Genomic DNA, 25682 nt, shown 5'->3' with positions numbered 1-25682 from the left:
TATTCGTGTCACCCTTCCGATTGTAGACTCCTGGTTGGGTTCATCAAGGCAGCCCGTATGGATTGATAACTAATAGTTGCTAATGTGATAAGCATGGCGCCCAAGCCCACCACCGCGAAGATCCACCAGGGGATTTCGGCTTGGTATTGATAATTTTGTAGCCAGTTGTGCATAAAATAATAAGCTAATGGCGAGGCAATCAAAAGGGAAATAGTTACCAGTTTGACAAAATCCTTTGATAGCAATTGCCATAGATTGAATACCGTCGCACCCAAAACTTTACGTACGCCAATTTCCTTAATGCGCTGCTCTGCCATAAAAGAAGCCATGCCGAACAGGCCCAGGCAACTGATAAATATAGCAAGGCCTGCAAACCAGCCCGCCAGCTTTCCGATGCGTTCTTCGTTATCAAATTGTCTGGCATAATCGTCAACAATAAATTTGTAATAAAATGGGCTTTCCGGATCGTATTTTTTAAAAATTACGCCTATTTTACTGATCGCATCATGAGCGCTTACCCGTGGGTTAATTTTAATGTTGATGTTTGATAAATGCTGCCATCTGGGTAAATAAAACAAGGTTGGCTGTATAGTTTCATACGCCGAGCGGTTGACCATATCTTTCACCACACCAACAATTTTAAATTTGCCATTACCTTGCCACTCCACCGTTTCGCCTATTGGGTGTTTGAGAGACATAAACTTTACGGCAGCTTCATTGACAATGAACCCGGATGAATCTGATAAATAAGCAGCATTAAAATCCCTGCCGTCCTTAATTTCCCAACCTACGGTTTCTCCGAAGTCGGAGCTTACTGCCATGGTCATAAACTCCTCCTGAAGACCTGGATCTTTGTCTCGCCAAATAAAGCCACCGTTGGCTATATACGCTTGGGTTACCGGGGTTTCAGATTGGGCTACCCTGGTTACAACCCCGCTGGCTAACAATTCATTTTTTAAGGCCGGGTATTGTTTGTTAACATCATCGGTTTGCAGGCTTACATTTACCAGGTTATTACGGTTGTAACCAACGGGGCGATTTTTTGCAAACTGTATCTGTTGAAATACGACTATTGTCCCTATTATTAATACCACTGATACAGCAAATTGAACAACCACCAGCACTTTGCGGGGGACAGCAGCCAACCGGCCAACCCTGAATGTGCCTTTTAATACTTTTACAGGACGGAAGGAGGATAGATATAAAGCGGGATAGCTGCCTGCTACAAGCCCGGTGAACAAGCTAAAAGCAATACAAACTGTCCAAAACAAAGGGCTACTCCATAAAACGGTGACTTGTTTGTTTGCGAGATAATTAAATTCAGGAAGGCATAATTGCACTAAAACCAGCGATAACAGGAAGGCCGTAGTGGCCATTAAAAGCGATTCGATGTAGAATTGTATGATCAACTGGATGCGGATTGAACCAATGGCCTTACGGATGCCAACTTCCTTCGCTCTTTTTTCGGAACGGGCCGTACTGAGGTTCATGAAATTAATACAGGCCAGCAGCAGCACGAACACGCCTATTATTCCGAACAGCCAAACATACTGGATGCGGCCACCGGTGTTAACGCCGTTTTTAAATTCGCCGTACAAGTACCAACGGTTCATGGGTTGAAGAAAGAGCAACGATTTATAACGCGCATCACTGTTATGCATACCGATAAGGGCATCGAGTTTTACCCTCTTAATCTTAGCCGAAACCTGGTTCATATCTTCATTGTCCGCAAGTTGTACAAATGTCTGGAACCAACTCGCACCCCAGGGATTATTAAACCGGGTAGCATAATTGCCGCTTATGGCCAGCATTTGAAATGGGGCAATAAACGTAAGGTCGCCGAAGGAGGAATGTTTGGGGAGGTCCTGGTAAATGCCGGTCACCTTGCCGGTTAATTTTTTATCGATCACAATCACCTGGTTCATCGGGTCGGTATTGCCGAAGACGGCCTTAGCTGCGGATGCTGAAAGTAGTACAGATGTAGGATCATTCAGGCTGGCTGCGCTACCCTTCAATATTTTTAGAGAAAGCATCCCGGCAATATCAGGCTCCATAAAATTGCCGCTTTGCGTTACCATTTTATCGCCATAGGTTAAAATATGGGCGTCTGTCCATGATGCGATGATAACATGCTTGAAATAGTTTCCGAAATTTTTGCGAAGCGCAGGCGCCAAAGGCAAAGCGGATGAACCATAAGTTTGGGTTTCGTTATTGACCCAGGAGTTATCCATCACTTTAGCAATACGTTCCTGATTTTTGAAGCCAGCATCAAAAGATTCCTCGTCCCAAATCCATAAACCGATAAGCATGGCAACGGCCATACCCACCGACAATCCCGCAATATTTATGAATGAATTTGCCTTGTTTTTGTGCAAGTTGCGCCAAGCAGTTTTGAAATAGTTTTTAAACATTACTATTATAGTTTAGGCAGATTTATATTTTAGGTACCAAGAAAATGCCAGGCTAGCAACTGCCTATTAATCAGCATCCTATCCTACTTCAATCGATAATAACTGTTCGTTTTCGATACATCGGATGTCTCATTTTTAGTGTATAGGTTTTTTTGGACGAGGGAACTTTTGCCTGGCTGTAACCTTTTGGCTATCCGAACGTTCTATGCCGCTAAACTCATAGTATCAAAAACGAGACTTTTTCATCCAATAGAAAAGAGACGCGCGCCCCCTGGATGGATTACCTTCGGGGCTTTATTACTGTTTTAGTGGTGGCGCATCATTCCTCCCTGGCTTATACCACCTTCGCCTCCTTTCATAAGGAGGCCTATATTTTATCTACCCATCCGGTGGTGGATACGGCCAGATCCAGCGGGCTGGATCTGTTCGAAGATTTTAACGATGTCTTTTTTATGTCCCTGATGTTCCTGATCAGCGGTGTTTTTATCCTACAAAGCCTTGCCCGTAAAGGAAAGGCTGCTTTTATCCGCGACCGGTTTTACCGTTTGTTCATTCCTTTTGCCCTTGGAGTTACCGTCCTTATGTTAGCCGCCTATTACCCGGCCTGGTTACTGGCCCACGACAAACATGTTGCCGGAGGGTATATATCAGACTTTTTTACGGTGGAAGCCTGGCCGGTTGGTCCGCCTTGGTTCATCTGGGTTTTATTCGCCTTCAATCTGCTGTTTGCCGTTCTGTATCCATTTTTACGGAATGCAGTTTTTCGTGCAGGGGAATGGCTGGTTACTTTAAAACACAAGCCCATCCGTTTGTTCTTACTAGTGTATCTCATCACCTGGATCCTGTATATTCCGGCCATGCTGGTCGCCGGCCCCGATTCATGGACAGGTTTCGGTCCTTTTGATTTCCAGTTGAGCCGGGCTCTTCTGTATTTTGGGTATTTTATCCTGGGCGTTCTGATCGGGAGCCCGGGCCTGGCAGCAGGAATTTTTGCGGATGGAAGCAGCCTGGTCAGAAAATGGCCGGTCTGGGTGGCAGCGGGTCTTTTTGCCTATGTACTGCTGAAAGGCAGCGAACCCATTTTATTGGGATGGATCAAAGGGCAAATGTTAGGGATTTTACCGGCAACCCTGATCTACCGCTCCCTTTGGGTCCTGTCCTGCACAGCAAGTAGTATCGCTTTTTTAACGCTGTTTAAAACGCTTTTTTCTTCCGGTGGCATCAGACATATCGGGATCAGAGCCGGAACTGGAACTGTGACTGAGACTGAGAATGAGAATGATAGAACGGAGTCTGAGACCAGGAAAAGGCCCTGGTGGGATTCGTTGTCCGCTAACGCGTATGGCATCTATCTGCTCCATTACATTTTTGTCATCTGGACTCAGTACGCACTGCTGGCGGTAAACCTGCCGGCTGTGATCAAATTTTTTATAGCTTTTATGGTTGCTGTATCTGTCAGCTGGTGGTTAACCTCTCTTTTACGCCGGATGGATGTGGTCAGAAAATTCCTGTAAAAGTCTACGAAAATCTGCAATTTTACAGGCTATGAAACTCCATATTTTCGGCGCTTCCGGTACGGGGGTGACTACGTTGGGCGAGGCGCTTTCCGAAAGGTTGAATATCCCCTACTTTGATAGTGATGCCTATTTTTGGGAAAGATCGGATTCGCCATTTACCATAAGGCGTGACCCTGCCCTGCGAAATGCTCTTATCCGGAAGGATCTGGAGGCTACGGATGATTTTATCCTGGGAGGCTCTGTGCTCAATTGGGGGGAACAGGTTTTCCCGGTTTTCGACCTTGTCGTTTTCTTGTGGCTTCCTCCTGAAATCCGGATGCAAAGACTAAAAAAAAGAGAGATTGAACGATATGGAGATATCCTTTTTTCAAACCCCTCACGGAAGAAACAATTTGAAGAGTTTATCGCCTGGGCCGCAGATTATGATCAGGCTACTGGGATCGCCAGCCGAACCATCCTCGCACACGAAGCCTGGTTAACCAAAATAAATGTTACCGTTTTGGAGATCCGGAGTGACCGGTCTACCGAAGAACGATTGATGTTGATTATGCATGCCGCTTCGGAAAAACCATGATCATTTATTTTTTTGCGGAGCAAACAAATATTAATTAATTTTAATATGCATTTATCCTGTTGCTTATTTGTTGGAAGTTGAATGCTCGTTTGGTAATTCAAAACAGTACGAAAAAACTAACTAACATGAAAAAGCAATTCTCTTTTTTTAAAGCCTTTATTTTTACCTGTATTTTTCTTTCCCCTGGAATTATCGGATGCAATGGCGGCGGTGGCGGTGGCACCGGCGTAACCGGGATTTGCAAAGCCAAAAAGGGATTTACCGACGGTCTGTGGAATTGCGATAAAGGAGACTGCACCGGGTCCTGTATGTTGCAGGTAAGACATATTACTCCCACAACTCCGGGAGATACTGTATGGAGAGACATTCCAGGAGGGAATTTGAGCGATGACGATCTCAAGGAACAAAAACAAGAGGTGCGGTGCGACTGCCGTTAGTTAGCAGGTGTCTGCACGATTTTCTTTTTTTAAAGAAAAAAGACGCAGCCTGAATATCTATTATGAGGCTGCGTCTTTCTTTTATTTTGTGGCCAGCCAGTCCAAAATATAATCTGCATCTTCTTTCCAGGTGGATTGCCCCAGAACAAAGTGATTTCGATTGGGGAAGACTTTATATTCCGTTATAGAATTGGCGTTCTCATACGCATTAAAATTACGATGGTTCAAATGCGCGGGAATGATATGATCGGTATCCCCGGCGGTAAGCAATAAGGGCACATGATCTTTCTTAAAATCAACTTTTGCACCTTCGCTCAGCGCATCCCTGGAAATAGTCTTGGATTCGGGAATAGTATAGGTATCATAGGCCGCCTGCTGCGCCTCCAACGGCATACCGTTGACAAAGGCATATTGCCAGTCTTCGAAGGCCATCATATAGGTTTCTTCGATAGACGTGAATACTCCTAAAGCTTTCCAACCGGCTTTCAGGAAAGAAAACTCGTACGGAAATACACCCAGGGGCGGAACGGAATGGATGGCCACACCGGCAGCCACCAGATCCTTATTGACCAGGAGCTGGGTCAGCAGGCCACCATAGGAATGTCCAATAGCAATCGGTTTTTCCGGAAGGGATGCGATAATAGTGACATAATGCGCAGTCAGCTCCTTTAAAGTCAGTAAGGCCAATTCTTTATCATGATGCGGATGACGTGACCGTAATTCGGCTACAGAGGCATCTTTATGCGGCCATGGAGGGGCGATGGTCGTGTATCCCTTGCTCTCAAAATAAGTTCTCCATTCGTCCCAGCAGGAATTGCTGACAAAGGCTCCGGTGATGAATATGATTGTTTTTGATTGAATGCTACCCATTGTTTTAAGTTTAAGCTATAAATCTAAATAGAAAATGCGGAGGACAATCCAAAAAAAAACTTTTTCAGGTTAATTCTCTGTAATCGATACGCTCTCCGTCTTGTTTATCGGGATCCAGCGGTTAACCTGGCATTTGACAATTTGGTCAGATCAACGCCACTGCATTAAGGCTGAATTCAGGGCCTCTTCGACCCTTCTCCTTGGTTGATGAAAATAACTCATCCCATGGCCGGGCAGCATAACATCGGTATCTATTCTGGAAAAACGTAGTAAGGATTGGGTATAGATCTTTTTGTCAAAATCTATAGAACCGCTCCAGCCAAAATCTCCGCTTAATAAGGTTCCTATCACATCACCACTGACCACTACTTTTTTATTATCCCATTGAAATAAAAATGCCGTACAGCCCATGCTATGGCCCGGCAGGTGCATGACCTCCACTTCGAGACCGAGCAGATTGATCTTTTCGCCATCTTTCACTATTCCATCGGCTTCTACCGGTTGAAAGGTTTTATGATACAGATAACCACAGCAGCGTTCGTCCCCGGAGGCTATGGCATCAGCCGTTTCCTGAATGGCGATCAGTGGTATACCTCTTTTTTTAAGCAGATGGGCTCCTCCGGCATGATCGAAATGAGGATGAGTCAGGATACAAAACCGGATGTTCTCCGGATCGAGCCCCCAGTAACGCATATTAGCAAAGATCTGCTCCATGGTATCGCCACATCCACAATCAAATAACAACAAACCCTCCCCAGTATCGACTACGAATGAATTGGCATCATTCCAAAGGGCTCCCGGCTGATCAAAGGTTATGCCATTAAGATCGCCGGCTACCTGATAGATATTCTTTAATAATTGCATGTATGATCGGTTCGGTGTAGGAAGTTTTGTAAGGATTCAATGATACTACATATCACAGAATCAGGCAAATATTTGAAGTATTAGCGAACACCCGTATGTAACATAAGCGGACAGCCCTTCCCATGACTGTTTGTTAATCCACTGAATGCCAACAACTTAAAATATGGCATTTGTTATGTATCGAAATGGATCAGTGAAGACCAACAGGGATAAAAACATACACATGCTTAAAAGTTATTTTAAAATCTCCTGGCGCAGCCTTACAAAAAACAAGTCCTCGTCCATCATCAATATCGGAGGTCTCTCCGTGGGCATGGCGGTAGCTATGCTGATCGGGTTTTGGATCTATGATGAATGGTCATTCGACAGGCATCACGAAAATTACCAACGAATTGCCCAGGTCATGGAGCATCAGACCATTAACGGAGTCGTTGGTACCCAAAAGCAAATACCCATTCCTGTGGCAGATGAACTGCGAACAAAATTCGGCAGCGATTTCAAACAGGTGGTACTGTCCTCGCTAACCCAGGACCACATCCTTAGTTTCGGAGAAAAAAAACTCACGAAAGCAGGTATCTTCATTGAACCCCAGGCCCCCGGTATGCTGACACTCACTATGGTTGAAGGTGATCGTAGCGGGTTGAAGGACTCCCACACCATCTTATTATCCAGGTCTCTTGCCCGCGCCTTTTTTGCCCATGCCGACGCCCTGGGCCAAACGATCCGCATTGACGATAGTCTATCTGTTAAAGTAACGGGCGTTTATGAAGATATACCCCATAACAGCACGTTCAGCGATATCACCTTCCTGTCCTCCTGGGATCTTTACGCGGCTTCAGACCAGGAGACGAAAGGCGCAAAACATGAATGGGAAGATAACAATTGGCAGGTCTTTGTTCAGCTCACAGATAAGGCGGATATAGAGAAGGTCTCCGCAAAGATCAAAAATATCAAAGCGGATAACGATCCTTATATTAAACCAAACGATAACTCCAAGCCGGTAATGTTCCTGCTTCCTATGGCCAGGTGGCACTTGTATTCCGAATTTAAGAATGGAGTAAATACCGGCGGCAGGATCCAATATGTCCGGATGTTTGGCCTCATTGGATTATTCGTACTATTGCTGGCCTGCATCAATTTTATGAATCTGAGCACGGCCCGCTCTGAAAAAAGGGCCAAAGAAGTGGGCATCCGTAAAGCCATCGGCTCCCAGCGCGGACAGTTGATCCTTCAGTTCTTCAGTGAATCCCTCCTGGTCACTGCGCTGGCTTTTATTCTGTCACTATGCTTATTACAACTGTCACTACCTTTTTTCAATTCGGTGGCAGATAAAAAAATATCGATCCCCTGGTCCAATCCTTTTTTGTGGTTAGCCGGTATCGTTTTCAGCCTGCTCACCGGTCTGACCGCAGGCAGCTATCCTGCCCTTTATTTGTCCTCTTTTCAACCTGTCAAAGTATTGAAAGGCGTTTTCCGGGCAGGCCGCCTGGCATCCTTGCCACGCAAAGTTTTGGTGGTAACGCAATTCACCGTATCGATCTCCCTGATCATAGGAACCGTCATGGTACTGCGCCAGATTCAATTTGGCAGGAACAGGCCGGTGGGCTATAGCCGGGATGGGCTTGTAATGCTGGAAACCCATACAAAAAATATATACAATCATTTTCCCGCCTTCCGGAACGATTTGCTCAAGACGGGTGCGATTACCGAAATAGCCGTATCCACGAGCCCGACGACCGAGATGGGATCTCAGAATGGCGGCCTCAAGTGGACCGACAAGGGCCCTGATGCCACAGCGGATAATTTTGCCATGAAAGGCGTTTCCCAGGAATACGGGAAAACGGTGGGATTGCAGTTCGTACAAGGAAGGGATTTTCGATCGGGGCCTTCCGGATTTGACGCAATGACCATGATCCTGAGTGAGTCGACCGTCAAAGGCATGGGTTTTAAACAACCGATCGGGAAAACAGTAGAATGGTCGGGATATAAATTTACCGTCATCGGTGTAGTAAAAGATATGGTCATGGAATCCCCCTATGAGGCACCGATCCCCACAATTTTTTATATCGCTCCCTATCCGGTATACACCGTCAATATCAAGATCAACCCCAACCTTAGCGCGATAGAAGCGTTGGGCCGGGTAGGTAAGGTATTTTCCAAATACAGCCCGGCCGAGCCTTTCGATTATAAATTCGCAGACGAGGAATATGCTGCCAAGTTCCGGTCCGAAGAGCGGCTGGGCAAACTGGCGGGAACCTTCGCCATACTGGCCATATTTATCTCCTGCCTGGGTTTGTTCGGGCTTGCCTCTTTTGTCGCGGAGCAACGCACCAAAGAGATCGGCGTCAGGAAGGTCCTGGGAGCGACCGTATTCAATCTCTGGAAAATGTTATCCAAAGACTTCCTTGTACTGGTAATCCTCTCCTGCCTTATCGCCATTCCGATAGCCTGGTATCTTCTTCATCAATGGCTGCAGCAATATGAATACCGTGCAAAAATCTCCCTGTGGGTTTTTGCAGCAGCTGGCATTGGTGTAATTATAATTACGTTGTTAACGGTAAGCTATCAGTCAATTAAAGCAGCGTTGATGAACCCGGTGAAGAGTTTGAGAGCGGAGTAGAGAGCCTTGTAATCGTTATTCTTAAGACATATGATAATTTGCCCGTTCATGAATAAAGCCGCATCCCCGGAAACAGGAAGACAAAAACCGGCCCTGCTGGTTATCATCCTGGTGGTTTTTCACTTTTTCTCCGCCGATTGCCAGTATCTGGAAAAAGTTTCTTTTGATGCCCGTGACAGCACCAACGGATATTATATGGCTATCCCGCCAAGCTCAGCTACTATAAAAGGCGTATTAGTCTTTTTTTGCAGTTTTAGAAATCCGGAAAGTTTACTGCCGGAAACCAAATTGCACAATGTCGCCGCCGCCAGCGACATGTTAACTATTTACGCATCGTTGGGAAAAAAGATAGCTGCGGATTCCTCCGCTATCAACCGGATCAATGGGGTCCTGAAACACGTAGCCGAAAAATATAAAGCGGATACATCCCAATTCGTAATGGGTGGTTTTGATATGGCCGGAGCTATCGTGATCCGGTTTACTGAAATGGCGAATGAGCATCCCTCTCAATTTGCCGTATGCCCAAAAGCCGTTTTCGCGGTTTCCAGTTTTGTAGACCTTACCGGTCTTTATCATTGGAGCGAACGGCAGATCAAAAAGAATGCCTTCCCTCCTTCTGTAAACGATGCGCGATTCTTTCTGGATATGATGAACAAAGAGCAGGGAACACCAGCGGACCATCCCGGGTATTATAAAAGCCTGTCTCCTTTCTCCAAAGAGGAAGAGTCTCCCGGTAACGAACGATTCCTTCACCAGGTGGCAGTACGCCTGTATTATGATGCCGATATAAACTGGCAGCTAAACGCCAGGGGGAATAGTTTATATGATACTAATATTCCCGATGGCACGGAATTGATCAACCGGTTACAACTCTCCGGAAATACCAGGGCCGAATTTATTGCCTCCAAACAACCGGGGGTAAGAAGCAATGGTATGCGAAATGCTACTGCTATGTCCATCGTCGATGAGACAGATTGTATGCAATGGATAAAAAAAGTGCTGCATATCTTCGATCCGAATAATCCGCTGGCATGGGTGGCCCCCTACAGATTCATCAAGCTGGATGGCTGGACCATGGAACGCAATTATTTCCCCGCCCCTTATGCCCCTCATGTCACGCTCACGGGTATGGAGGATATACGTTTCCCTAAAGGTTGGGGAGATGCGGGCAGCGAGGAATATTGGTCTGTCGCTTATTTATTCTGGCTGGACGGTGGACAAAAGATCGATGGGGATGTTTTGCAAAAAAATCTGAAGCTCTATTATGACGATCTTGTTCCCGGAGGACTCGTCCGCAGAAATATAAATTTTCCATCGGATAAAATCCCCCCTGCCAAAGTTACGATCAAAAAGACAAAAACGGCAGCAGGAGATTTGGAGACCTATACAGGAACGATCGACATGCTCGACTATATGCAGCAAAAACCGATGACGCTGAATTACCGGATCCATGTAAAAACCTGCAGCGTCCAAAACAAAATTCCCGTCCTTTTGAATATTTCACCGAAACCTTTTGATCATCCTATCTGGGGTGAATTGGATAAAATGCGGGAAAAGTTTGCCTGCGAGGAGTAAGCAGGGTCCTGGGTATTATTTTCTACAGTCCTTTTGGAATTACGGGTATTTATTATCTGTTTTTTAACAAAACAACCAAATTTAAAGCTACCCTGCTTCGGTTAATGGGTTGGCATAATATTCATATTATAGCCCATGAAAGTCAATTTATAACCCATTTAAACCTATTGTCATGCGAAATTTTACCTATATTTTTCTGCTGCTGCTGATTGCCACTGTCCTGGATAGCTGCGCAGTGGTCGGAGGGATTTTTAAAGCCGGAGTCTGGGTAGGGGTACTTATTGTAGTTGCCATTATCGCCCTGGTAATACTCCTGATCTCAAAGGCTTCCGGGAAAAAATAATTTTTATCTTCCATTCGCCCGCAAAACGGTCATATCTTTCTTGATCTGATCGTCGTAGGTCTTTTTTACGATATAATGCCATTGACGGTCCGCTACATCCACAAAAAAGACTTCACCGGTCTTATGATTCTTGACCGCCTCCTGGAATTCCTTCGGCATCATTTCTTCACCGAAAAAATAACCGGTATCGCCATGGGTAGTATTACCATCCATCGTGTATTGGTCGGAGAGTTTATCGAAAGGAGTACCAGTGGCCTGTTTCTGCATAATTATCTTTTTCAGGCTATCGATTTCAGTAACAGATAAGGATCCACCGTCCAAAAAGATATAGTTCGCACGGTAGGTCACTTTTTCCGAAGATTCGATCACTTTATAGGTAACATAGCCGACAGAAAAGATATCTCCTTTATTATTCCTCAATAACCTTTTTTCAATCAGGGAAGTGTCTTTACCATAAGAAAGGGTGAGTATTGCAGGTTTTAAGGCCGGGTTGGCCTCAATGAATTGCTGGGCTTCCTGAACGGTACCAATTTTTTTAAATTTATCGGTTACGGTTAATTGTGTTTGCGCGAAGGTCGACAGAGAAAAAAGCAGAAATAAGCTTGCAAGACTATTTTTCATGTTTCTATTTTTTATGGCATTGTAGTAAAAAATATGGCCAGTATAGGCTGGTCATAAATGCATTCCGGAAAAGGGGTATATTTCAAAATTCCATTCCCTTAATCCTCCTATGAAGGTAGGACTTTTTTGTATTACTCCCGCCGCACCGGGAACAGCCCGATTCCCAAGCCTGGAAAGGTATAGCCGGGAATTCGGGTAGCTGCCTTTTAGCCGGCCCGGAGCTGATTTAACCCTTACTACGCCTTAACATATCCTTCACAATTGAACGCTACGGGCTCCTGCCAAGACCCCGCAAGCTCCGGGAATATTTTCCCAAGACAAGACTTTTTATTCCTTCGTTGCAGCGCATCATCATAACAGTCTTTTTTCTTTTTGCAGGTTGTCACCTCAGTTAGCCCGCCATCGTCTATCTAAGTATACAATCGTCTAACTAAGTCTACCAATTTGGTAGGTAGTACTGCATTAGGTATATTTGCGCGCCGGAAGGCATTTTCGGCAAAAGGATAAATGATCGGATGTGATGTACAGGTAAAATTTGCTCCTGGTATTCTCTTAGCCGGTTAACGAAAATTTGTTCATTATAAAAAGTTGCTGTAAATTAGTATATCAAATTAGTAGACTAATGAAAAAAAGAAGCAGAACCCTTGCCCTTGTACTGATCCTGGGAGCATTGACCACTCAACATACGCAGGCGCAGGAACATGCCCGCACCATCACCGGATTGGTGACTTCCAAAGACGACGCTGCTCCCCTGGAGGGAGTGATGGTATTGGCGAAAGGGACCGGATCGTCCTCCGGTACGCAGCAGGATGGCATGTATTATGTCCAGGTCAACGATAAGGATTCTGTGCTTGTCTTTAGTCTCCATGAATTTCAGACCCAGGAAGTAAAGATTACTGCCGGAAATCTATATAATATTTGTCTTTGCAAAGGACAGGCCCAGGATCAGCCACAGGATAAAGGTCTGCGTCCGGTTCAGCTAAATGGCAAAAGCCCCTTCTCTCCCATCGGGAACTGGCGTCTCCTCTTCCAGGTAAGACCGGATGTGGAAGTTCCTGTCAGTTTCGATATCCGGGCAACCGATGGTGGCGTGCAGAAAGCATTTTTTCATAATGCGGATGAAAGATTCGAAGGAGGCAGGGTCCGGCAAACGGCAGATTCCCTTTTTATTTTCCTGGATCAATTCGATAATGAACTAGCCTTTCAAATTCGTGATAATGCATTGGTTGGCGTATTGAAAAAACAAGACGGCACCGGCTCCCCGCTTCCTGTAAAAGCAGAACCCGGCATCGATTACCGGTTCAAAGAAAAAGGGATAAAACCTGCAGGTGATATTTCGGGTACCTATGAGGTGGTCTTTAAATCCGAAGGTGGTAAGGAAGAAAAAACCGTTGGTCTTTTCCACCAGGATGGAAATAAATTACAGGGGACATTTCTCCGGGTAACCGGAGATTCCCGCTACCTGGAAGGGATTGTAGAGGGAAACGAGTTCTATTTGTCTTCATTTATCGGTTCAGGCCCCTCTTATTATAAAGGCAGTTTTACACCCGAAGGACTGCTGAACGGCGAGATAATCGGATCACGGGGAAGCCAGCCCTTTTCAGGTGTTCGTAATGAAAAGGCGGCATTGCCGGATGCCTACAAATTGACCTATCTCAAAAATGGGTATAATTCCTTTGATTTTTCCTTTCCGGATGCGGAAGGACATCAGGTATCTCTGAAGGATAAAAAGTTCAGCAATAAAGCAGTCATCGTTACGATTGGTGGCACCTGGTGCCCAAATTGCGTGGATGAAACTTCTTTTCTGGCGCCCTGGTATAAAGCCAACAAGTCCAGAGGCGTAGAGATCGTATCCCTCCAATACGAACGTAAAACCGATTCTGCCTATGTCCGGAAAGTATTGACCCGGTTCCGGGAAAGATATAACATTGAATATGATCTCTTGCTCGGGGGATTGGCTGACAAACAAGGTGTAGCCAATTCCTTACCGGATCTGAATACTTTTCTCGCATTTCCAACGACTATATTTATCGACCGGAAGGGTAAGGTCGTCCAAATACATACCGGTTACTCAGGTCCTGCAACCGGCCCCTATTATCAGCAGTTCGTAAAAGAGTTTAATGAAGAGGTGGATTCGTTGCTGAAGAATTAAGTTTTTTTGTGTTCCTTGGCAATTAAGGACGAATGTTGCAAAACACTCATATTCAGAAATTTACAGCAAATTAAAAATCAATAATTTACAACAGGCCTTCATCCAATGTATTTGCCGCCGGTTATACCAGGCAAAATTAACAAGTTTGGATTTAGTTCATTAAGCATTTATTTTTTGTAACTTGCCATTGAAAATAATAACAATTTTATATGCCTGGTTCTTTAAGCATAAATAGTATTTTATTGCAGGTAAAACAATTAGATCGGGAAGGCCAATTAACTCTCTTGGAAAAGATTGCTTTGCTTATTCGCAAAACTGAAGGTCAAAATGGAAATGGTGGTGGAGTATCTAATTTAGTTGCTAAATACAAAGGGTCAATGTTAAAACAACCTTTGGAAGATATTAATAAACAGCTAAATGACCTGCGTAACGAATGGGAATAAAATATCTCTGGGATACCAATACAGCCATCTATTATTTACAAAAGCAATTCCCAGCACCAGCTGAAGAGTTTATGGATGGAGTCTTAAAATTATTCCAACCTGCAATTTCCGCAATTACTGAAATTGAATTGTTATGCTGGAAAACAGCAACTGAAAATGACTTGGTAGTACTAAAAAATTTTATTGCTGACTGTGTTGTATTTGAATTAGAAACTGAATTAAAATTTAAAACTGCTGAACTCCGTAAAAGTTACAAAATAAAGCTTCCTGATGCCATCATTGGAGCAACGGCTTTAGTGTTAAATCTTACTTTATTGACTAGAAATATTTCAGACTTTCGAAATATTCCAGATTTGGACCTTATTAATCCTTGGGATCAATAAGTCAAAAAAAATAGCCAGCCAATACATTAATCAATAGCCAATCTCTATTGTTCCCCGGTAAGTCCTCACATTATCTATATTGTTGACCATATAATGAGCGACATCGGCTCGGGATATCTTCAGACAATTCTTTAAGAATTCATTTATAGCAACACGATACTTGCCCGTTGCGGGTTTATCGGACAATTGGGGAGGGCGGATGATTGTCCAATCCAATCCTGAATCTTTTATACCGCTTTCCATTTCGTGCAGGTCGGCATACATATGCTTCAATAATTTCTGTACGACATACTTTTCGATCAGCCGTACATACCAGGGCAGGACCGGGCTTATCTCAATGGCCGATGCCGAAATAAAAAACACACGGGCGATCTGCCTCTTTTCCATGGCAGCCAGCAGGCTGAAATTACCCTGGGAATAAAGGGTGGTAGGCTTATCTGCGCCAAACCCGCCTTTTACCCCAATGGCGGAGATAACGACATCTTTACCGGCCAGATGCCGGTCCCATATATCCGTATGAAAGATATCTCCTTTTATTTTCTCCAGGTTAGGATGTGTAAGGGGTAGATTATCGGGGTTTCTTAATAAGGCAGTGACCTGATGGCCTGCCTGTAATGCGATTTCCACAGCCTGTTTGCCTATTCCGCCATTGGCACCTATAACCAGTATTTTTTTGACGACCGATGTTTCGTTGTTTGACATATTATATTTGTTCCAGGTTTTATTTAATCCATGATCGAATGATCCGGGTTTTATTTAATAGGAAAATTTCATTGTAGTTGTGCTTTACCATAATACTCCGGATCTTGTTGAGATTTTCAGGATCAATCTCAAAATACAGATATGTGCTATGGCCGGTATACCCATTATTACCCGGATTTCACGAAAGATCTCCCTTCCGTAAGCTCTTATCCTCAATTTGTATAGACAGATCCCAGGCATGCTATCGATTAACAATTAAAAAACATAAATCGATTAGAACCGGAAAACGCTCAGCACAAAAATGATAATGAAAAATAATAACTGCGCGGTATGAAACAAGGTCATCCTGCTCTTTAAAGCTATGATGGCACTATTGTTCGAATAATCGGCCACTACCGTGCCGGCCATAATAGTAAAACCAATAAGATGAAGGACGAGAAATAACTGGAATAAATGCTGAGAAGGCATGAATTTTTTTTTAGCTTTAGGATTTTTTGAAATGTTTTAATTTATCCGGATTCGTTTGTACATAGATGTTCCGGATCCGGTCTCCTTCCGGTTCGAGTGATACCAGGCTGACTGGCATATCGCCTGAATAGGAAAGGATGGAAGGCATGCCATTAGCCAGGGTTATTTCCTGCCGGAAATCCGGAGTGTATTGATGGAATTTGGGAACGATATTGAGCAAAAGCCGGCCTACTTTCTCTTTGCCCATGATAGGCTTCAGAAATGCCGTGAGACGCTGACCATTGACCTCGAAAACCTTGCCGCCACCATCGGCAAACAGCAGAATATCCTCCTTTAACAAATCGATGAGATCTGTTATACTGCCTTCCGATATGGCCAGCAGGAAATTGTTCAGGATCTTTTCATGAACCTTCATATCCACCTGGAAGCGGCGTGTATCTTTCCCCAGGTTTTCCTTTGCCCGCCGGAGGATCTGCCGGCAGTTATCGGTGGTTTTATCAAATATGTCTGCCAGCTCATAGTAGTCGTAGGAAAATATTTCCTTCAGCAGAAAGATGGCTCTTTCCCGGGGTGTCAGTTTCTCCATCAGGACCATCATGCCGATCGATAAGGCATGATAGGATTCTATTTTTGCATGACCCGCATCCGGTTCATTATTATGCAGGGGTTCCGGTAACCAAACACCAATATATTCCTCCCGTTTGACACGGGCGCTATTAAGGTAATTGATGCATTTATTCGTGACCATTTTCACCAGGTAGGCCTTGGGATGTGTCACCGATTCCATCTGGATCTCCATCCATTTCACATAAGTATCCTGTACAATATCCTCTGCCTCGTCGATCTTGCCCAGCATATTGTAGGCCATGGAAAACAGGAGCGCCTTATATTCTAAAAACAGTTCCGTTCTATTGTCCATCATCCGATTTTTTTCGGTGCTTAAATTAATGATTTAGCGGCGGTTATTTTTGTTCTGTAACAAACCACTCTATCATTAGACAATTTACGTTCCTATTTCGTGACAGAAAGGGATATCTTTTTTTGCCCCTTCCTTAGCGCAATGGTCTTCAATGTGTTAAATCAATTCATATACATAAAGGGTAGAGTCATTGTCGTCCGGCATATAATAAGCCCGGATCTTATCCTCCGCTGTATATTCAAAAAAACTAGGGTTTTGCGTCATTACCGCACCTGTCACGGGAGACCATTGCTGAACAGGGGTCTGGTGAACGGCTGATTTTTTGTCCAGATCGACGATTTCCAATCCCCCTAAAGCAAATCCTTTACCATCTGGCTTTTTGTAACCAGCAAGACCGGTGTACAACATTTCGTTCCCGCCCAGGTATTGATTATCCTGGTAGTCGATATAAAAGGCATGGTTCAGGGTGGAGGAAGAAACATTTCCCTCCTTATCGAGGTCCCACTGGTAAAACCGCCTTGATCCCCAGCTGATGCCATGAAGGGTATTGGTATCCTTATTCCGGGCAATCCCGCCAATATGATCATTCCATCGGAATACTTCCTTCAATTCTTTCCGTTCCGGATCGAATTTGTAAATAATGGCCTGGCTGTCCGGCCGGTATTCCGCAGCGGCGATCCAGATATGCGAACCATCGAAATCAATACCGCTGGGATGATAAATGCTCCCTTCGCCAATTGGGATATCTGCCAGCAGTTTTCCCTCCCCGTCGATCCTGAACAGATGCCCCTTCCCTTTTGTCCTGTCCCAAACCCCTTCCACCGGAGAACTGATTTCAACGGAGGACACCCAAAACTCATTTCCGATTTTGACCATTCCCTGACAATGAAAGGTCTTGAACTGAATCCTGACAGTTTTTATCAGATTCCAGACCGTATTCCGGTTAATGGTCTTGAGTTTCCGGCTTAACGGACTTTCCGCCAACTTTTGACCAGTCTCGCCATCCGGGCCACTCCTATTTTCCTTTCCATTACCTGGTATAGCTTTGGGGTGTGAAGCGGCCATTGCAGGGAGCCCGGTTGACAGGCAAATGGCACTTAAAGGGAGCAGGCTGTTTTTTAGAAATTTTCTTCTATCCGGCATAGGGTTCTTCTTGATAATGAAAAAATAACGTGTTCAAAACGGATCTTAATCAGGCCGGATGGGTTTTGCGGAAATAACCGGGGGTGAGCAAGGCATTTTTTCTGAAAAAGGTGATAAATTCAGTTACCTCCCCAAAACCAAGACACAAGCCGATCTGAGAAAGATCCCAGTCGGTATGCAGAAGCAGTTCCCGGGCCTCCTGCGTGATCCTGTCAGCAATCAGCCGGACCGTCGTTTTGCCGGTGCTTTCTTTTAGCACCCGGTTCAGGTAATAGATCTGTACGGATAATTGCCGGACGAAATCCTCCTGCGTGCGGAGTTTAATTCTTTGTAAGGGAGATTCGATGGGAAATTGCCTTTCCAGTAACTCTGCGAACAGGGTGGTTGCCCGTAATGCAGCATCGGCACTGTTATACTTGCTGCTTTCCGCAGGTTTGCAGGTAACCGCGGTTTGCATCAATTCAAAAACCTTATTGTTCAGCACCTCATTTTTATAGATATAGTCGGAAACATTTTCCGCTATCATCCGCTGGAATAATTTACACATTTCCGTGAATTGTTCCTCAGACAAATTAAAAGCGGCAGTTCCCCCCGGCTTGAAAAAAGGATATTGGTTCAATTGGCCAAAACGATGAAAAAAAGTTTCCGTAAAAAAACAAAGGAAACCCGATTGTTCTTCGTTTGCCGATTCCCAGCTTAACGACTCCCATATATAAGGTATCTGTGGATTGGAAAAAAGAAGCCCTCCATTTTTTAACTCAATGGATCGATCGGCAAAATAAAACCGGGAATGCCCCGATATCAGGATGATCTCATAATAATTTCTTTTGCCGGAAGAAAGATGGGTTGCGGCCGATCCCGGAAATTCATGCAGGGTACAAACATTAAAATGCCCGGTTTCGGTGTTAAGGTTATCCTCTGCGCCATGCAATTTATGCCGGTAAAACTCTTCGAGATCCTGCGTCCTTTCCATGGGCTAAATATACGAAAAGTGCAGTTCGTAAGTTTTTCTTAATTTAGGGAAATGACAACGGTGAATGTATGAAAATACAATCCTTCCATCCTGCCCCATCACTTTCCACTTATGTAAGTTCTGTTTTTGTGATGGAATCGCATTTTTTGCTGCAGGATCTTTTTATTCCCCTTATTGCAAAAGGTTATCCGAGTATCGTTTTTCAGTATACGGATTCGAAGTTGCAAACGGGTAAAGACAATAAGATCGACAACTTTGTCCTTTACGGTCAAAATGGCAAACCCTTTGAACTTACGGCTTCCCGGCAGTTAACGGTCATTGCTTATTTCCTGTATCCTCCATATTTAAAGACTCTTTTCGGGTTTCACGCCAGTGAGTTGAAAGACAGGTGTCTGGACTTAAGTATTCTGTCCCCTGCCAAAGAAATGAATTGTAAAGAACAGCTCCTGAATGCTCCTACGCTGGATAAACGTTTGGAAATCCTGAATGGTTATGTTTCCAAATTGACCTCTCTTCATTTTCAAAATTTCCACCCTTCCCTTTTATTCGCCACGCAGGCGATCCGCAAAAGCAATGGATTACTACCCCTTCCCGCGCTGCAAAAAGAACTCCATATCACAGAAAGGACCTTTCAACGTTTATTCGGGTCGCACGTAGGCGTTTCTCCAAAACTATTCAGCCGGATCTGCCAATTTAATGCAGCGTTCGAAAGGCTCAATCATACCCCTTCCGCCAGGCTGGAGGATATCGCCTTTGAACATGGTTATGCAGACCAAAGTCATTTTATCCGGTCCTTTTTGGAGTTTACCCATTGCTCGCCCAGGGAATATTTACAACGTATCCCGGAAATCCAAACCGGAATCCAAGCATGATCTGATCGCCGGGTGAAAGGGTTATTTTGTCGGTTTTGTTCAATTGCTTCTCCCGGCTTTGTCCTTTCTTTGATGTATAAAAATGGCCGGATAATTCCATACCTTGTTATTCGATTACCATAAATCAATAAAATATAAATTATGCCCAAAATTGTAGTTTCAACCTGGATGAGCCTGGATGGCGTTTTCGATGCCGGAAATATGAATGAATGGTTTACTCCCTTTGACAGCGAAGGCAGACAAGGCTATATCAAGGAAGGAATTCTGGCCTGCGATGCCTTTCTTTTTGGCCGTAAAACCTATGAAATGCTGGCGCCTTACTGGTCAGCTTTAAAAAATAATGAGATGGGGGTAGCGGCCAAACTAAACAGCGCACCTAAGTATGTTGTTTCTTCTACCTTGGAAAAAGTTGGGTGGGAGAATGCTATCCTTATTAAAAATGATATCCGGGAGGAGATAGCCCGTCTGAAAGAACAACCCGGAACCGAGATACAAATAGAAGGCAGTGCTACCCTGGTCGAATCCCTCGCCAAATGGGAGCTTATCGACGAGTACCGTTTGCTGGTTCATCCGATCATTATGGGGAACGGCAACCATTTTTTTAAAGACGGCATGCATGCCAAAGGAATGAAACTGGTTAAAACAAAAACGCTGGATCATGGAGTTACCCTGCTATGTTACCAGACGGAGAATAGATAGCATTAACTATTGGAGGATAATTTTTCCAATATTATCCCGATCTTTCGCTGAAAGGCCTGCAGGTCGGCGTTTGTTCTGGCTAGTGAGAGCGCTGTTTGAAAGTTGTGCAAAGCCTTTTTATTATCAATACCAGTATAGAGTTCCCCCAATAATGCAAAATAGAACTGATGTCCGGTCAGCCCGAGTTTCTCGGCTTCGATAAGAGCAACCTCCTTGCCCTTGACCTTGCATAAGGCATAGGTCCGGTTTAACGCTGCGATGGGCGAATATTCTATTTGCAGCAAAAATGATTGTAGAATTGTAATATATTTTCCCATTTTTCCAGGGTATCTTCCTTCCGGGTATTCCAATAGGCAATCCCGGCCTCCAGATGATATTTGGACAGGTTATTGCCTCTCCCTGCGGCATGCAGATAAACTCCGCCTTTGGCAATGAGGTCCTGATCCCAAAGACCGGTATCCTGGTCTTCGTACAATACGGGCGTACCCTTGCTGTCCAGGCGGGCTTCAAAACGGGAGGCATGAAAACACATGAGCGCCAGTAAGGCGTTCGCCTGCGGCTGATCGGTACACCTGTTCTCCGTCAGCATAATGCATAGTCGCATGGCCTCCAGACACAATTCCTTCCTAAGCGTGCTGTTACCGCTTAGGGAATAGTATCCTTCATTGAATAATAAATAAATCGTAGCTAAAACACTGGTCAGCCGCTCCTCTATTTCGGCAGGTTCCGGAAAAGAAAGACTGACCTTTTCTTCTCTTAACTTTTCCCGGGCACGGTAAAGACGTTTGTTGATGGTTTCTTTATTGGTCAGGAAGGCATCGGCAATTTCTTCAATACCAAAACCGCAAAGGATCCGAAGCGATAATCCGATCTGCGCTTCCGGGGTTATGGAAGGATGACAAATGGCAAACATCATCTGCAGCTGGCTGTCTTTTATATTTTCCGGGGACAGATCGATTTCCTGTTCATAAGGATCGGTCATTTTGTTCCCCTCCGCCTCCTTCTCCAGATCGGGAGAAATATGGGTTTCAAAATGCCGGGTCCGCCGTACATGGTTTATCGCTTTATTTTTGGCCACATGATAAAGCCATGCAACAGGATTTTGGGGAACCCCATTCAAACCCCAAACCTGCGTTGCCGTCAGAAAAGTATCGCTGGTTATATCCTCCGCCAATTCGATCTGGTCAAACCCGAAATAGCTGCAAAGAACGGCAATGATTTTCCGGTATTCTGTCCTGAATAAATGAGGGATTAAAACGGCCTTGTCCATAGGCTGATGAGTAATATACTTTAGTGAATCAAACTAGATTGTGATCACCATTCTTACTTCCACACTGTTCCCTTCCCCATTCAGGATGGGGCATCCCCTGGCCAGATCCACCGCCTCCTCAAAATCCGCCGCTCTGACAAGGATATACCCTGCTATGGATTCCTTGATCTCTGCAAAAGGCCCGTCAGTTATTACATTGCCCATTTTTAATACTCTCCCTTCCTTTGACAGGGGCGTCCCTTTGATAAATTTGTTCTGCGCAGCAATACCTCCTACCCAATCCTGGTATTGCCGCATATATTCCTGCATTAATTCCGGGGAAGGCTGTGCTTCTTTGGTCAGGATATCAAGGCGAAATAATAAAATGAATTCATTCATATGGTTGATTTTATACTTTTAGATATAAATAGAATGGTTTTATTTTACCGGCTGGTAGGTCAGCAAGATCACTCCGCTCTTAAAAGTCCTGGTACCGGCAAGTTTCAGGTTCAACTGCCGCCGGATATCCTTAAAAATGGGAGTTCCCTCCCCCAAGGCTACCGGATTGACCATGATCTGGTATTCATCGACCAATCCCATATCCGTCAATTGGCTGACCAGGCTTCCACTGCCCAGCACCGTCATATCCTTGCCCGCAGCCTTTTTAAGTTTCATTATTTCTTCCTCCATAATGTCGCTGACCACCCTGGAATTGTTCCAGGAAGCCTTTTTCATCGTTTTGGAAAAGACGATCTTCTCTGCCATATTCATTCCGTTGGCTACATGAGGGGCGCTTTTTTTACCATCCGGCGAAGGCCAGTACCCCGCCATCATCTCATAGGTAACACGTCCAAACAAAAGGGTGCTTCCGAACCCCAGCATTTCGCCCGCAAACTCATTCCCTTCCGCATCATGATGTCCGTTCCAGCTCAGATCCCCGTCCGGTCCTTGAAAATAACCATTTAAGGTAACAAAATTGTACACGATTAACTTTCTCATTTCGAGTGTTTTATTGATTAATAAGGTGGCGGGGAGGTACCCTGGCCAGCGATTTACACCTTAATAACAAATGAGAAAGAAAGGTTTGGACAATTCGGATAAAGGATCAGGCAAAATTATTGATTAGCCGGACCATCACCAATTCCAAGTGGTCAAATCAGTTCGGGTTAAGACGCAAACACCCCCTTGAATTGTCGTTTTAGACCTGCCTGAGTCCGGTGACTGCGGCTTAATTTTGAAAAACAAATCATTTAAAAACAAATCTTTTACAAATGCGTAAACTTATCATGAAAATGTCCCTCTCCGTCGACGGGTTTGTCGCGGGTCCCAATGGCAAGAACGACTGGATCTTCAAGAACAGCGACGAGGCTTCACGCGAATGGTCAGTCGCACAGTTCCGGGAGGCGGGGCTTATCATTATGGGCAGCAAGTCCTTTCAGCAAATGGCTCCTTACTGGGCCACCGCAACCGGGCCTTTCGCAGGGCCGATGAACGAGATTCCCAAGGCCCTCTTTACCAAAAAAGGATTTGCGGGTGTCGATTTCCCCGGTGCGGAAAAGTCGCCTGCCGAGGCCTCCTGGGCCGGGGCCCGGGTATTCGATGGCGATCTTGCGGAAGGGATCAGGACGCTCAAACAGGAGCCGGGCAAACCGATCGTAGCCATTGCCGGCGCCGGTTTTATGCGGAGCCTTATAACAACAGGGCTCATCGACACATACTACCTGATTACCCATCCCTTGCTATTGGGCGCGGGCCTGCCAATCTTCACGGATCTTGCAAAGCCGGTTGACTTGAAACTGGTGGATGTGAAGGTTTTCCCTGGTGGGATTTTCGTGCAAACTTATCATCCGGCATAAAGGATAAAAGGCTTATATTTTATCTCCCTGAAGAAGCTCCCTACCGTTTAAACACCCATACCTATTTACTTAAAAATAGAATAGGTGTTTAAACGGTTCTAAATTTAACTATTATTAGGGAATCAAGAGTTTTCCATATCTTATAAGCGATGAAGGCACCCATTTTCACATATTCTTCGAATTATCGTCGTATCCGTAGTTCTTGCAAGTAAACTACATGGATAAAATAATCTGATTTTATTTAATTATTTTATTATACTTTTGATTTTCCTGTTGTATCCCACATCATCGATCTAATCTATTTACGTAAAAAATTCTAACAGTATCATCGGATCTGCATTATGCAAATCCAGAGTGATCATTAGGTTCCTAGTGTACCTGATACCTTCGGTATTGTCCTCCCTTTTTAGTAACCTGGTCGCATAGGTTTTGTGTTATGCCATAACAAAGCCTTTTTCTGCTATTTATAACATCCACAAAATAAACTAACATGCGAATCCTGGTATTGGCATTACTGACCCTGTACAATATTGACGCAGGTGCTCAAAACATTGGAAGAGTTGAATCTTCCGCACAACCGGCCCTGAAGGTTAAAGACCTTGAAAAATTAGCCAAAAGCTATAGATTTCTAAGTGCAAGTCTTCAACAGCAATCCCTTCACTATCTTACTCGTCTTCAAAAGGAGGAATCAAGAGTTCAACTGATTCAACAATCGAAAAATGGTACACCTGGCCATGTTTCTCTAACAGAAACTCCATTGGATCTCGAACAATTAAGGAAGCAATTGGTGAGTCCGGTCAATTTTACTCTAAAGAATCCGCTGAGAGAATATTTCCCCAGACTGGACAGTCTTAAAACGGCCTTACTCTTTTTACAATTGCCCATCCAAGGAGGATTAATATCCGGTCAATTGGAGCAAATACAAGGTTTGCAGAAAGAGATTTCCATTTTTGAAACCAGCATGCAGCAGGCCACCAATATCAACTATTTTATTCAACAACGGCAAGAACAGTGGAAGGCCAGTTTGGAAAAGGCGGGTAAGATTAAACAACTGACCACGCTAAAGAAGGAGTTTTATTATTATCAGCAACAAATAAATGAATACCGGGATATATTGCAAAATAAGGACAAACTGACGACTAAAATTGTATCCAAAGTAAGTGACCTACCTGCCTTCGGACAGTTTATGAAAAGAAACAGTTATCTATCCACCTTATTCAGGATGCCTGGCGGTTCTGATTCGGAAAATGCGGAAAATATCCCCGGCTTGCAGACACATGCGCAGGTGGATTCGCTGATCGGTGTAAAAATGGGGTGTGGAGCTTCCTTGCCTGCTGCAGTTATGGGTGACGAAAATAAGGAGGCTAATAATAATCCCCTGGCAGGGAACATGCAAGAGGCCCAGAACTTGCTCAATACCTGGAAAACTAAATTTAGCCAATACGGAACAGGGAATAGTCAGACAACCCTTCCGGATTTTAAACCGAATACGCAGCATAACAAAGCCTTTTGGCACCGCCTGGTGACAGGGTTTAATTTGCAATCTACTTCAGGAACCACTTTACTTCCGGCCTACAGCGATCTCGCACTTTCCCTGGGCTATAAGATTAAAGGAAATTCTGTTGCCGGTATTTCAGGATCGTATAAAATGGGATGGGGACAACCCTTTAATCATCTTGCATTGAGTAGTGAGGGAGTTGGAATTCGCAGTTTTATCGATTGGGACCTGGGAAAAAACATTTTCGTTTCCGGAGGGTATGAATGGAATTATCTTCAGGCATTTTCTCAATTACGGGCCTTACGGAATATTCAGGCCTGGCAACCTTCCGGATTGCTTGGGCTTACCAAAAAAATGAAGATTGGCAGACGGCAACAAAGCATCCAATTGCTGTACGATATGCTGCATACCACTCATCTTCCACAAAGCCAGCCGCTTATTTTCAGAGTGGGCTATTCTTTTAATTAATTTCTATTCCATAATACCGAAATCC

Annotated in this window: 26 protein-coding genes; 13 read left to right on the top strand and 13 right to left on the bottom strand. The window is 44.5% G+C overall.

The genetic code is table 11. The features are described from left to right. Positions 1–8 precede the first annotated feature (8 nt). The gene (locus ACX0G9_RS05315) at positions 9–2375 is read right to left on the bottom strand and encodes an ABC transporter permease (protein WP_459063822.1); all 2367 of its coding nucleotides are present in this window, start codon (positions 2373–2375) and stop codon (positions 9–11) included. A 311-nt stretch (positions 2376–2686) separates the two neighbouring features. Between ACX0G9_RS05315 and ACX0G9_RS05310 the strand changes: the two genes are divergently transcribed. From ACX0G9_RS05310 to ACX0G9_RS05300, 3 genes are all read left to right on the top strand, one after another. After that, positions 2687–3925 (top strand): acyltransferase family protein, encoded by a 1239-nt coding sequence (locus tag ACX0G9_RS05310; RefSeq protein ID WP_459063821.1) that lies wholly within the window; start codon positions 2687–2689, stop codon positions 3923–3925. Positions 3926–3956: 31 nt separating this feature from the next. Further along, entirely contained in the window at positions 3957–4502 is a 546-nt protein-coding gene (locus ACX0G9_RS05305) for a P-loop NTPase family protein (protein WP_459063820.1), read from the top strand. A 125-nt stretch (positions 4503–4627) separates the two neighbouring features. Next, positions 4628–4939 (top strand): hypothetical protein, encoded by a 312-nt coding sequence (locus ACX0G9_RS05300; RefSeq protein WP_459063819.1) that lies wholly within the window; start codon positions 4628–4630, stop codon positions 4937–4939. An 81-nt stretch (positions 4940–5020) separates the two neighbouring features. Here the strand turns inward: ACX0G9_RS05300 and ACX0G9_RS05295 are convergent, their stop codons facing one another. Beyond that, positions 5021–5809 carry an alpha/beta hydrolase gene (locus ACX0G9_RS05295; RefSeq protein ID WP_459063818.1) on the bottom strand — a complete coding sequence of 263 codons (789 nt, stop codon included), beginning with the start codon at positions 5807–5809 and terminating at the stop codon, positions 5021–5023. A 150-nt stretch (positions 5810–5959) separates the two neighbouring features. Next, positions 5960–6673: an MBL fold metallo-hydrolase gene (locus ACX0G9_RS05290; RefSeq protein ID WP_459063817.1), complete on the bottom strand. Its 714-nt coding sequence runs from the start codon at positions 6671–6673 to the stop codon at positions 5960–5962. Positions 6674–6896: 223 nt separating this feature from the next. Between ACX0G9_RS05290 and ACX0G9_RS05285 the strand changes: the two genes are divergently transcribed. The 3 genes from ACX0G9_RS05285 to ACX0G9_RS05275 all read left to right on the top strand — a co-directional run bounded on the left by ACX0G9_RS05285 (position 6897) and on the right by ACX0G9_RS05275 (position 11211). Then, the gene (locus ACX0G9_RS05285) at positions 6897–9293 is read left to right on the top strand and encodes an ABC transporter permease (RefSeq protein ID WP_459063816.1); all 2397 of its coding nucleotides are present in this window, start codon (positions 6897–6899) and stop codon (positions 9291–9293) included. Positions 9294–9341: 48 nt separating this feature from the next. Then, positions 9342–10868: a hypothetical protein gene (locus ACX0G9_RS05280; protein ID WP_459063815.1), complete on the top strand. Its 1527-nt coding sequence runs from the start codon at positions 9342–9344 to the stop codon at positions 10866–10868. 172 nt (positions 10869–11040) lie between these two features. Further along, on the top strand, positions 11041–11211 hold the full coding sequence (locus ACX0G9_RS05275) for a phosphatidate cytidylyltransferase (RefSeq protein ID WP_459063814.1): 171 nt from the start codon (positions 11041–11043) through the stop codon (positions 11209–11211). A gap of 3 nt (positions 11212–11214) precedes the next feature. Here ACX0G9_RS05275 and ACX0G9_RS05270 read toward each other — a convergent pair whose 3' ends face one another. Further along, positions 11215–11832: a peptidylprolyl isomerase gene (locus tag ACX0G9_RS05270; RefSeq protein ID WP_459063813.1), complete on the bottom strand. Its 618-nt coding sequence runs from the start codon at positions 11830–11832 to the stop codon at positions 11215–11217. Positions 11833–12454: 622 nt separating this feature from the next. Here ACX0G9_RS05270 and ACX0G9_RS05265 point away from each other — a divergent pair. The 3 genes from ACX0G9_RS05265 (at position 12455) to ACX0G9_RS05255 (ending at position 14810) form a co-directional block, all read left to right on the top strand. Beyond that, entirely contained in the window at positions 12455–13984 is a 1530-nt protein-coding gene (locus tag ACX0G9_RS05265) for a redoxin domain-containing protein (RefSeq protein WP_459063812.1), read from the top strand. A gap of 209 nt (positions 13985–14193) precedes the next feature. Continuing rightward, the gene (locus ACX0G9_RS05260; protein ID WP_459063811.1) at positions 14194–14427 is read left to right on the top strand and encodes a hypothetical protein; all 234 of its coding nucleotides are present in this window, start codon (positions 14194–14196) and stop codon (positions 14425–14427) included. Then, complete coding sequence (locus tag ACX0G9_RS05255) at positions 14418–14810, top strand: type II toxin-antitoxin system VapC family toxin (protein WP_459063810.1); 393 nt, start codon at positions 14418–14420, stop codon at positions 14808–14810. The genes ACX0G9_RS05260 and ACX0G9_RS05255 overlap by 10 nt, the downstream gene beginning before the upstream one ends. 30 nt (positions 14811–14840) lie before the next feature. On the opposite strand, the gene ACX0G9_RS05250 is transcribed toward ACX0G9_RS05255, so the two are convergent. The 5 genes from ACX0G9_RS05250 to ACX0G9_RS05230 form a co-directional block, all read right to left on the bottom strand. Continuing rightward, positions 14841–15512, bottom strand: a complete 672-nt coding sequence (locus ACX0G9_RS05250) for an NAD(P)-dependent oxidoreductase (protein ID WP_459063809.1) — start codon at positions 15510–15512, stop codon at positions 14841–14843. A gap of 273 nt (positions 15513–15785) precedes the next feature. Next, complete coding sequence (locus tag ACX0G9_RS05245; protein WP_459063808.1) at positions 15786–15980, bottom strand: hypothetical protein; 195 nt, start codon at positions 15978–15980, stop codon at positions 15786–15788. 16 nt (positions 15981–15996) lie between these two features. Continuing rightward, positions 15997–16902 carry a sigma-70 family RNA polymerase sigma factor gene (locus tag ACX0G9_RS05240; protein ID WP_459063807.1) on the bottom strand — a complete coding sequence of 302 codons (906 nt, stop codon included), beginning with the start codon at positions 16900–16902 and terminating at the stop codon, positions 15997–15999. Positions 16903–17055: 153 nt separating this feature from the next. Then, positions 17056–18042 carry a DUF6454 family protein gene (locus tag ACX0G9_RS05235; RefSeq protein ID WP_459063806.1) on the bottom strand — a complete coding sequence of 329 codons (987 nt, stop codon included), beginning with the start codon at positions 18040–18042 and terminating at the stop codon, positions 17056–17058. A 49-nt stretch (positions 18043–18091) separates the two neighbouring features. After that, a complete protein-coding gene (locus ACX0G9_RS05230; RefSeq protein WP_459063805.1) occupies positions 18092–19015 on the bottom strand; it encodes a helix-turn-helix domain-containing protein in 924 nt (307 codons plus the stop codon). A gap of 68 nt (positions 19016–19083) precedes the next feature. Between ACX0G9_RS05230 and ACX0G9_RS05225 the strand changes: the two genes are divergently transcribed. Next, a complete protein-coding gene (locus ACX0G9_RS05225) occupies positions 19084–19887 on the top strand; it encodes a helix-turn-helix domain-containing protein (RefSeq protein ID WP_459063804.1) in 804 nt (267 codons plus the stop codon). A 141-nt stretch (positions 19888–20028) separates the two neighbouring features. Next, positions 20029–20586, top strand: a complete 558-nt coding sequence (locus ACX0G9_RS05220) for a dihydrofolate reductase family protein (RefSeq protein WP_459063803.1) — start codon at positions 20029–20031, stop codon at positions 20584–20586. 2 nt (positions 20587–20588) lie between these two features. Here ACX0G9_RS05220 and ACX0G9_RS05215 read toward each other — a convergent pair whose 3' ends face one another. The 4 genes from ACX0G9_RS05215 to ACX0G9_RS05200 are packed head-to-tail and all read right to left on the bottom strand — an operon-like array spanning position 20589 to position 22834. Next, positions 20589–20870 carry a hypothetical protein gene (locus tag ACX0G9_RS05215; protein WP_459063802.1) on the bottom strand — a complete coding sequence of 94 codons (282 nt, stop codon included), beginning with the start codon at positions 20868–20870 and terminating at the stop codon, positions 20589–20591. Further along, positions 20858–21856, bottom strand: a complete 999-nt coding sequence (locus tag ACX0G9_RS05210; protein ID WP_459063801.1) for an RNA polymerase sigma factor — start codon at positions 21854–21856, stop codon at positions 20858–20860. The genes ACX0G9_RS05215 and ACX0G9_RS05210 overlap by 13 nt, the downstream gene beginning before the upstream one ends. Positions 21857–21889: 33 nt before the next feature. Continuing rightward, complete coding sequence (locus tag ACX0G9_RS05205) at positions 21890–22234, bottom strand: YciI family protein (protein WP_459063800.1); 345 nt, start codon at positions 22232–22234, stop codon at positions 21890–21892. 39 nt (positions 22235–22273) lie between these two features. Further along, positions 22274–22834: a dihydrofolate reductase family protein gene (locus tag ACX0G9_RS05200; RefSeq protein ID WP_459063799.1), complete on the bottom strand. Its 561-nt coding sequence runs from the start codon at positions 22832–22834 to the stop codon at positions 22274–22276. Between the two features lie 272 nt (positions 22835–23106). Between ACX0G9_RS05200 and ACX0G9_RS05195 the strand changes: the two genes are divergently transcribed. Next, positions 23107–23691 (top strand): dihydrofolate reductase family protein, encoded by a 585-nt coding sequence (locus ACX0G9_RS05195; RefSeq protein WP_459063798.1) that lies wholly within the window; start codon positions 23107–23109, stop codon positions 23689–23691. Positions 23692–24181: 490 nt separating this feature from the next. Beyond that, complete coding sequence (locus tag ACX0G9_RS05190) at positions 24182–25657, top strand: hypothetical protein (RefSeq protein ID WP_459063797.1); 1476 nt, start codon at positions 24182–24184, stop codon at positions 25655–25657. Positions 25658–25682: the final 25 nt, after the last annotated feature.

This window comes from Flavitalea flava, from assembly GCF_054461575.1.
This window is presented reverse-complemented; position numbering and strand designations above follow the sequence as displayed.

Excerpts from the sequence above, each read along its gene's own strand:
- ACX0G9_RS05305 (WP_459063820.1), top strand. The coding sequence starts at position 3,957 with ATGAAACTCCATATTTTCGGCGCTTCCGGTACGGGGGTGACTACGTTG.
- ACX0G9_RS05310 (WP_459063821.1), top strand. The coding sequence starts at position 2,687 with ATGGATTACCTTCGGGGCTTTATTACTGTTTTAGTGGTGGCGCATCAT.
- ACX0G9_RS05250 (WP_459063809.1), bottom strand. The coding sequence starts at position 15,512 with ATGTCAAACAACGAAACATCGGTCGTCAAAAAAATACTGGTTATAGGT.
- ACX0G9_RS05280 (WP_459063815.1), top strand. The coding sequence starts at position 9,342 with ATGAATAAAGCCGCATCCCCGGAAACAGGAAGACAAAAACCGGCCCTG.
- ACX0G9_RS05265 (WP_459063812.1), top strand. The coding sequence starts at position 12,455 with ATGAAAAAAAGAAGCAGAACCCTTGCCCTTGTACTGATCCTGGGAGCA.
- ACX0G9_RS05295 (WP_459063818.1), bottom strand. The coding sequence starts at position 5,809 with ATGGGTAGCATTCAATCAAAAACAATCATATTCATCACCGGAGCCTTT.
- ACX0G9_RS05260 (WP_459063811.1), top strand. The coding sequence starts at position 14,194 with ATGCCTGGTTCTTTAAGCATAAATAGTATTTTATTGCAGGTAAAACAA.
- ACX0G9_RS05225 (WP_459063804.1), top strand. The coding sequence starts at position 19,084 with ATGAAAATACAATCCTTCCATCCTGCCCCATCACTTTCCACTTATGTA.
- ACX0G9_RS05270 (WP_459063813.1), bottom strand. The coding sequence starts at position 11,832 with ATGAAAAATAGTCTTGCAAGCTTATTTCTGCTTTTTTCTCTGTCGACC.
- ACX0G9_RS05235 (WP_459063806.1), bottom strand. The coding sequence starts at position 18,042 with ATGCCGGATAGAAGAAAATTTCTAAAAAACAGCCTGCTCCCTTTAAGT.
- ACX0G9_RS05200 (WP_459063799.1), bottom strand. The coding sequence starts at position 22,834 with ATGAGAAAGTTAATCGTGTACAATTTTGTTACCTTAAATGGTTATTTT.
- ACX0G9_RS05255 (WP_459063810.1), top strand. The coding sequence starts at position 14,418 with ATGGGAATAAAATATCTCTGGGATACCAATACAGCCATCTATTATTTA.
- ACX0G9_RS05290 (WP_459063817.1), bottom strand. The coding sequence starts at position 6,673 with ATGCAATTATTAAAGAATATCTATCAGGTAGCCGGCGATCTTAATGGC.
- ACX0G9_RS05210 (WP_459063801.1), bottom strand. The coding sequence starts at position 21,856 with ATGGACAAGGCCGTTTTAATCCCTCATTTATTCAGGACAGAATACCGG.
- ACX0G9_RS05285 (WP_459063816.1), top strand. The coding sequence starts at position 6,897 with ATGCTTAAAAGTTATTTTAAAATCTCCTGGCGCAGCCTTACAAAAAAC.
- ACX0G9_RS05300 (WP_459063819.1), top strand. The coding sequence starts at position 4,628 with ATGAAAAAGCAATTCTCTTTTTTTAAAGCCTTTATTTTTACCTGTATT.
- ACX0G9_RS05275 (WP_459063814.1), top strand. The coding sequence starts at position 11,041 with ATGCGAAATTTTACCTATATTTTTCTGCTGCTGCTGATTGCCACTGTC.
- ACX0G9_RS05230 (WP_459063805.1), bottom strand. The coding sequence starts at position 19,015 with ATGGAAAGGACGCAGGATCTCGAAGAGTTTTACCGGCATAAATTGCAT.
- ACX0G9_RS05205 (WP_459063800.1), bottom strand. The coding sequence starts at position 22,234 with ATGAATGAATTCATTTTATTATTTCGCCTTGATATCCTGACCAAAGAA.
- ACX0G9_RS05195 (WP_459063798.1), top strand. The coding sequence starts at position 23,107 with ATGCGTAAACTTATCATGAAAATGTCCCTCTCCGTCGACGGGTTTGTC.
- ACX0G9_RS05240 (WP_459063807.1), bottom strand. The coding sequence starts at position 16,902 with ATGATGGACAATAGAACGGAACTGTTTTTAGAATATAAGGCGCTCCTG.
- ACX0G9_RS05245 (WP_459063808.1), bottom strand. The coding sequence starts at position 15,980 with ATGCCTTCTCAGCATTTATTCCAGTTATTTCTCGTCCTTCATCTTATT.
- ACX0G9_RS05190 (WP_459063797.1), top strand. The coding sequence starts at position 24,182 with ATGCGAATCCTGGTATTGGCATTACTGACCCTGTACAATATTGACGCA.
- ACX0G9_RS05220 (WP_459063803.1), top strand. The coding sequence starts at position 20,029 with ATGCCCAAAATTGTAGTTTCAACCTGGATGAGCCTGGATGGCGTTTTC.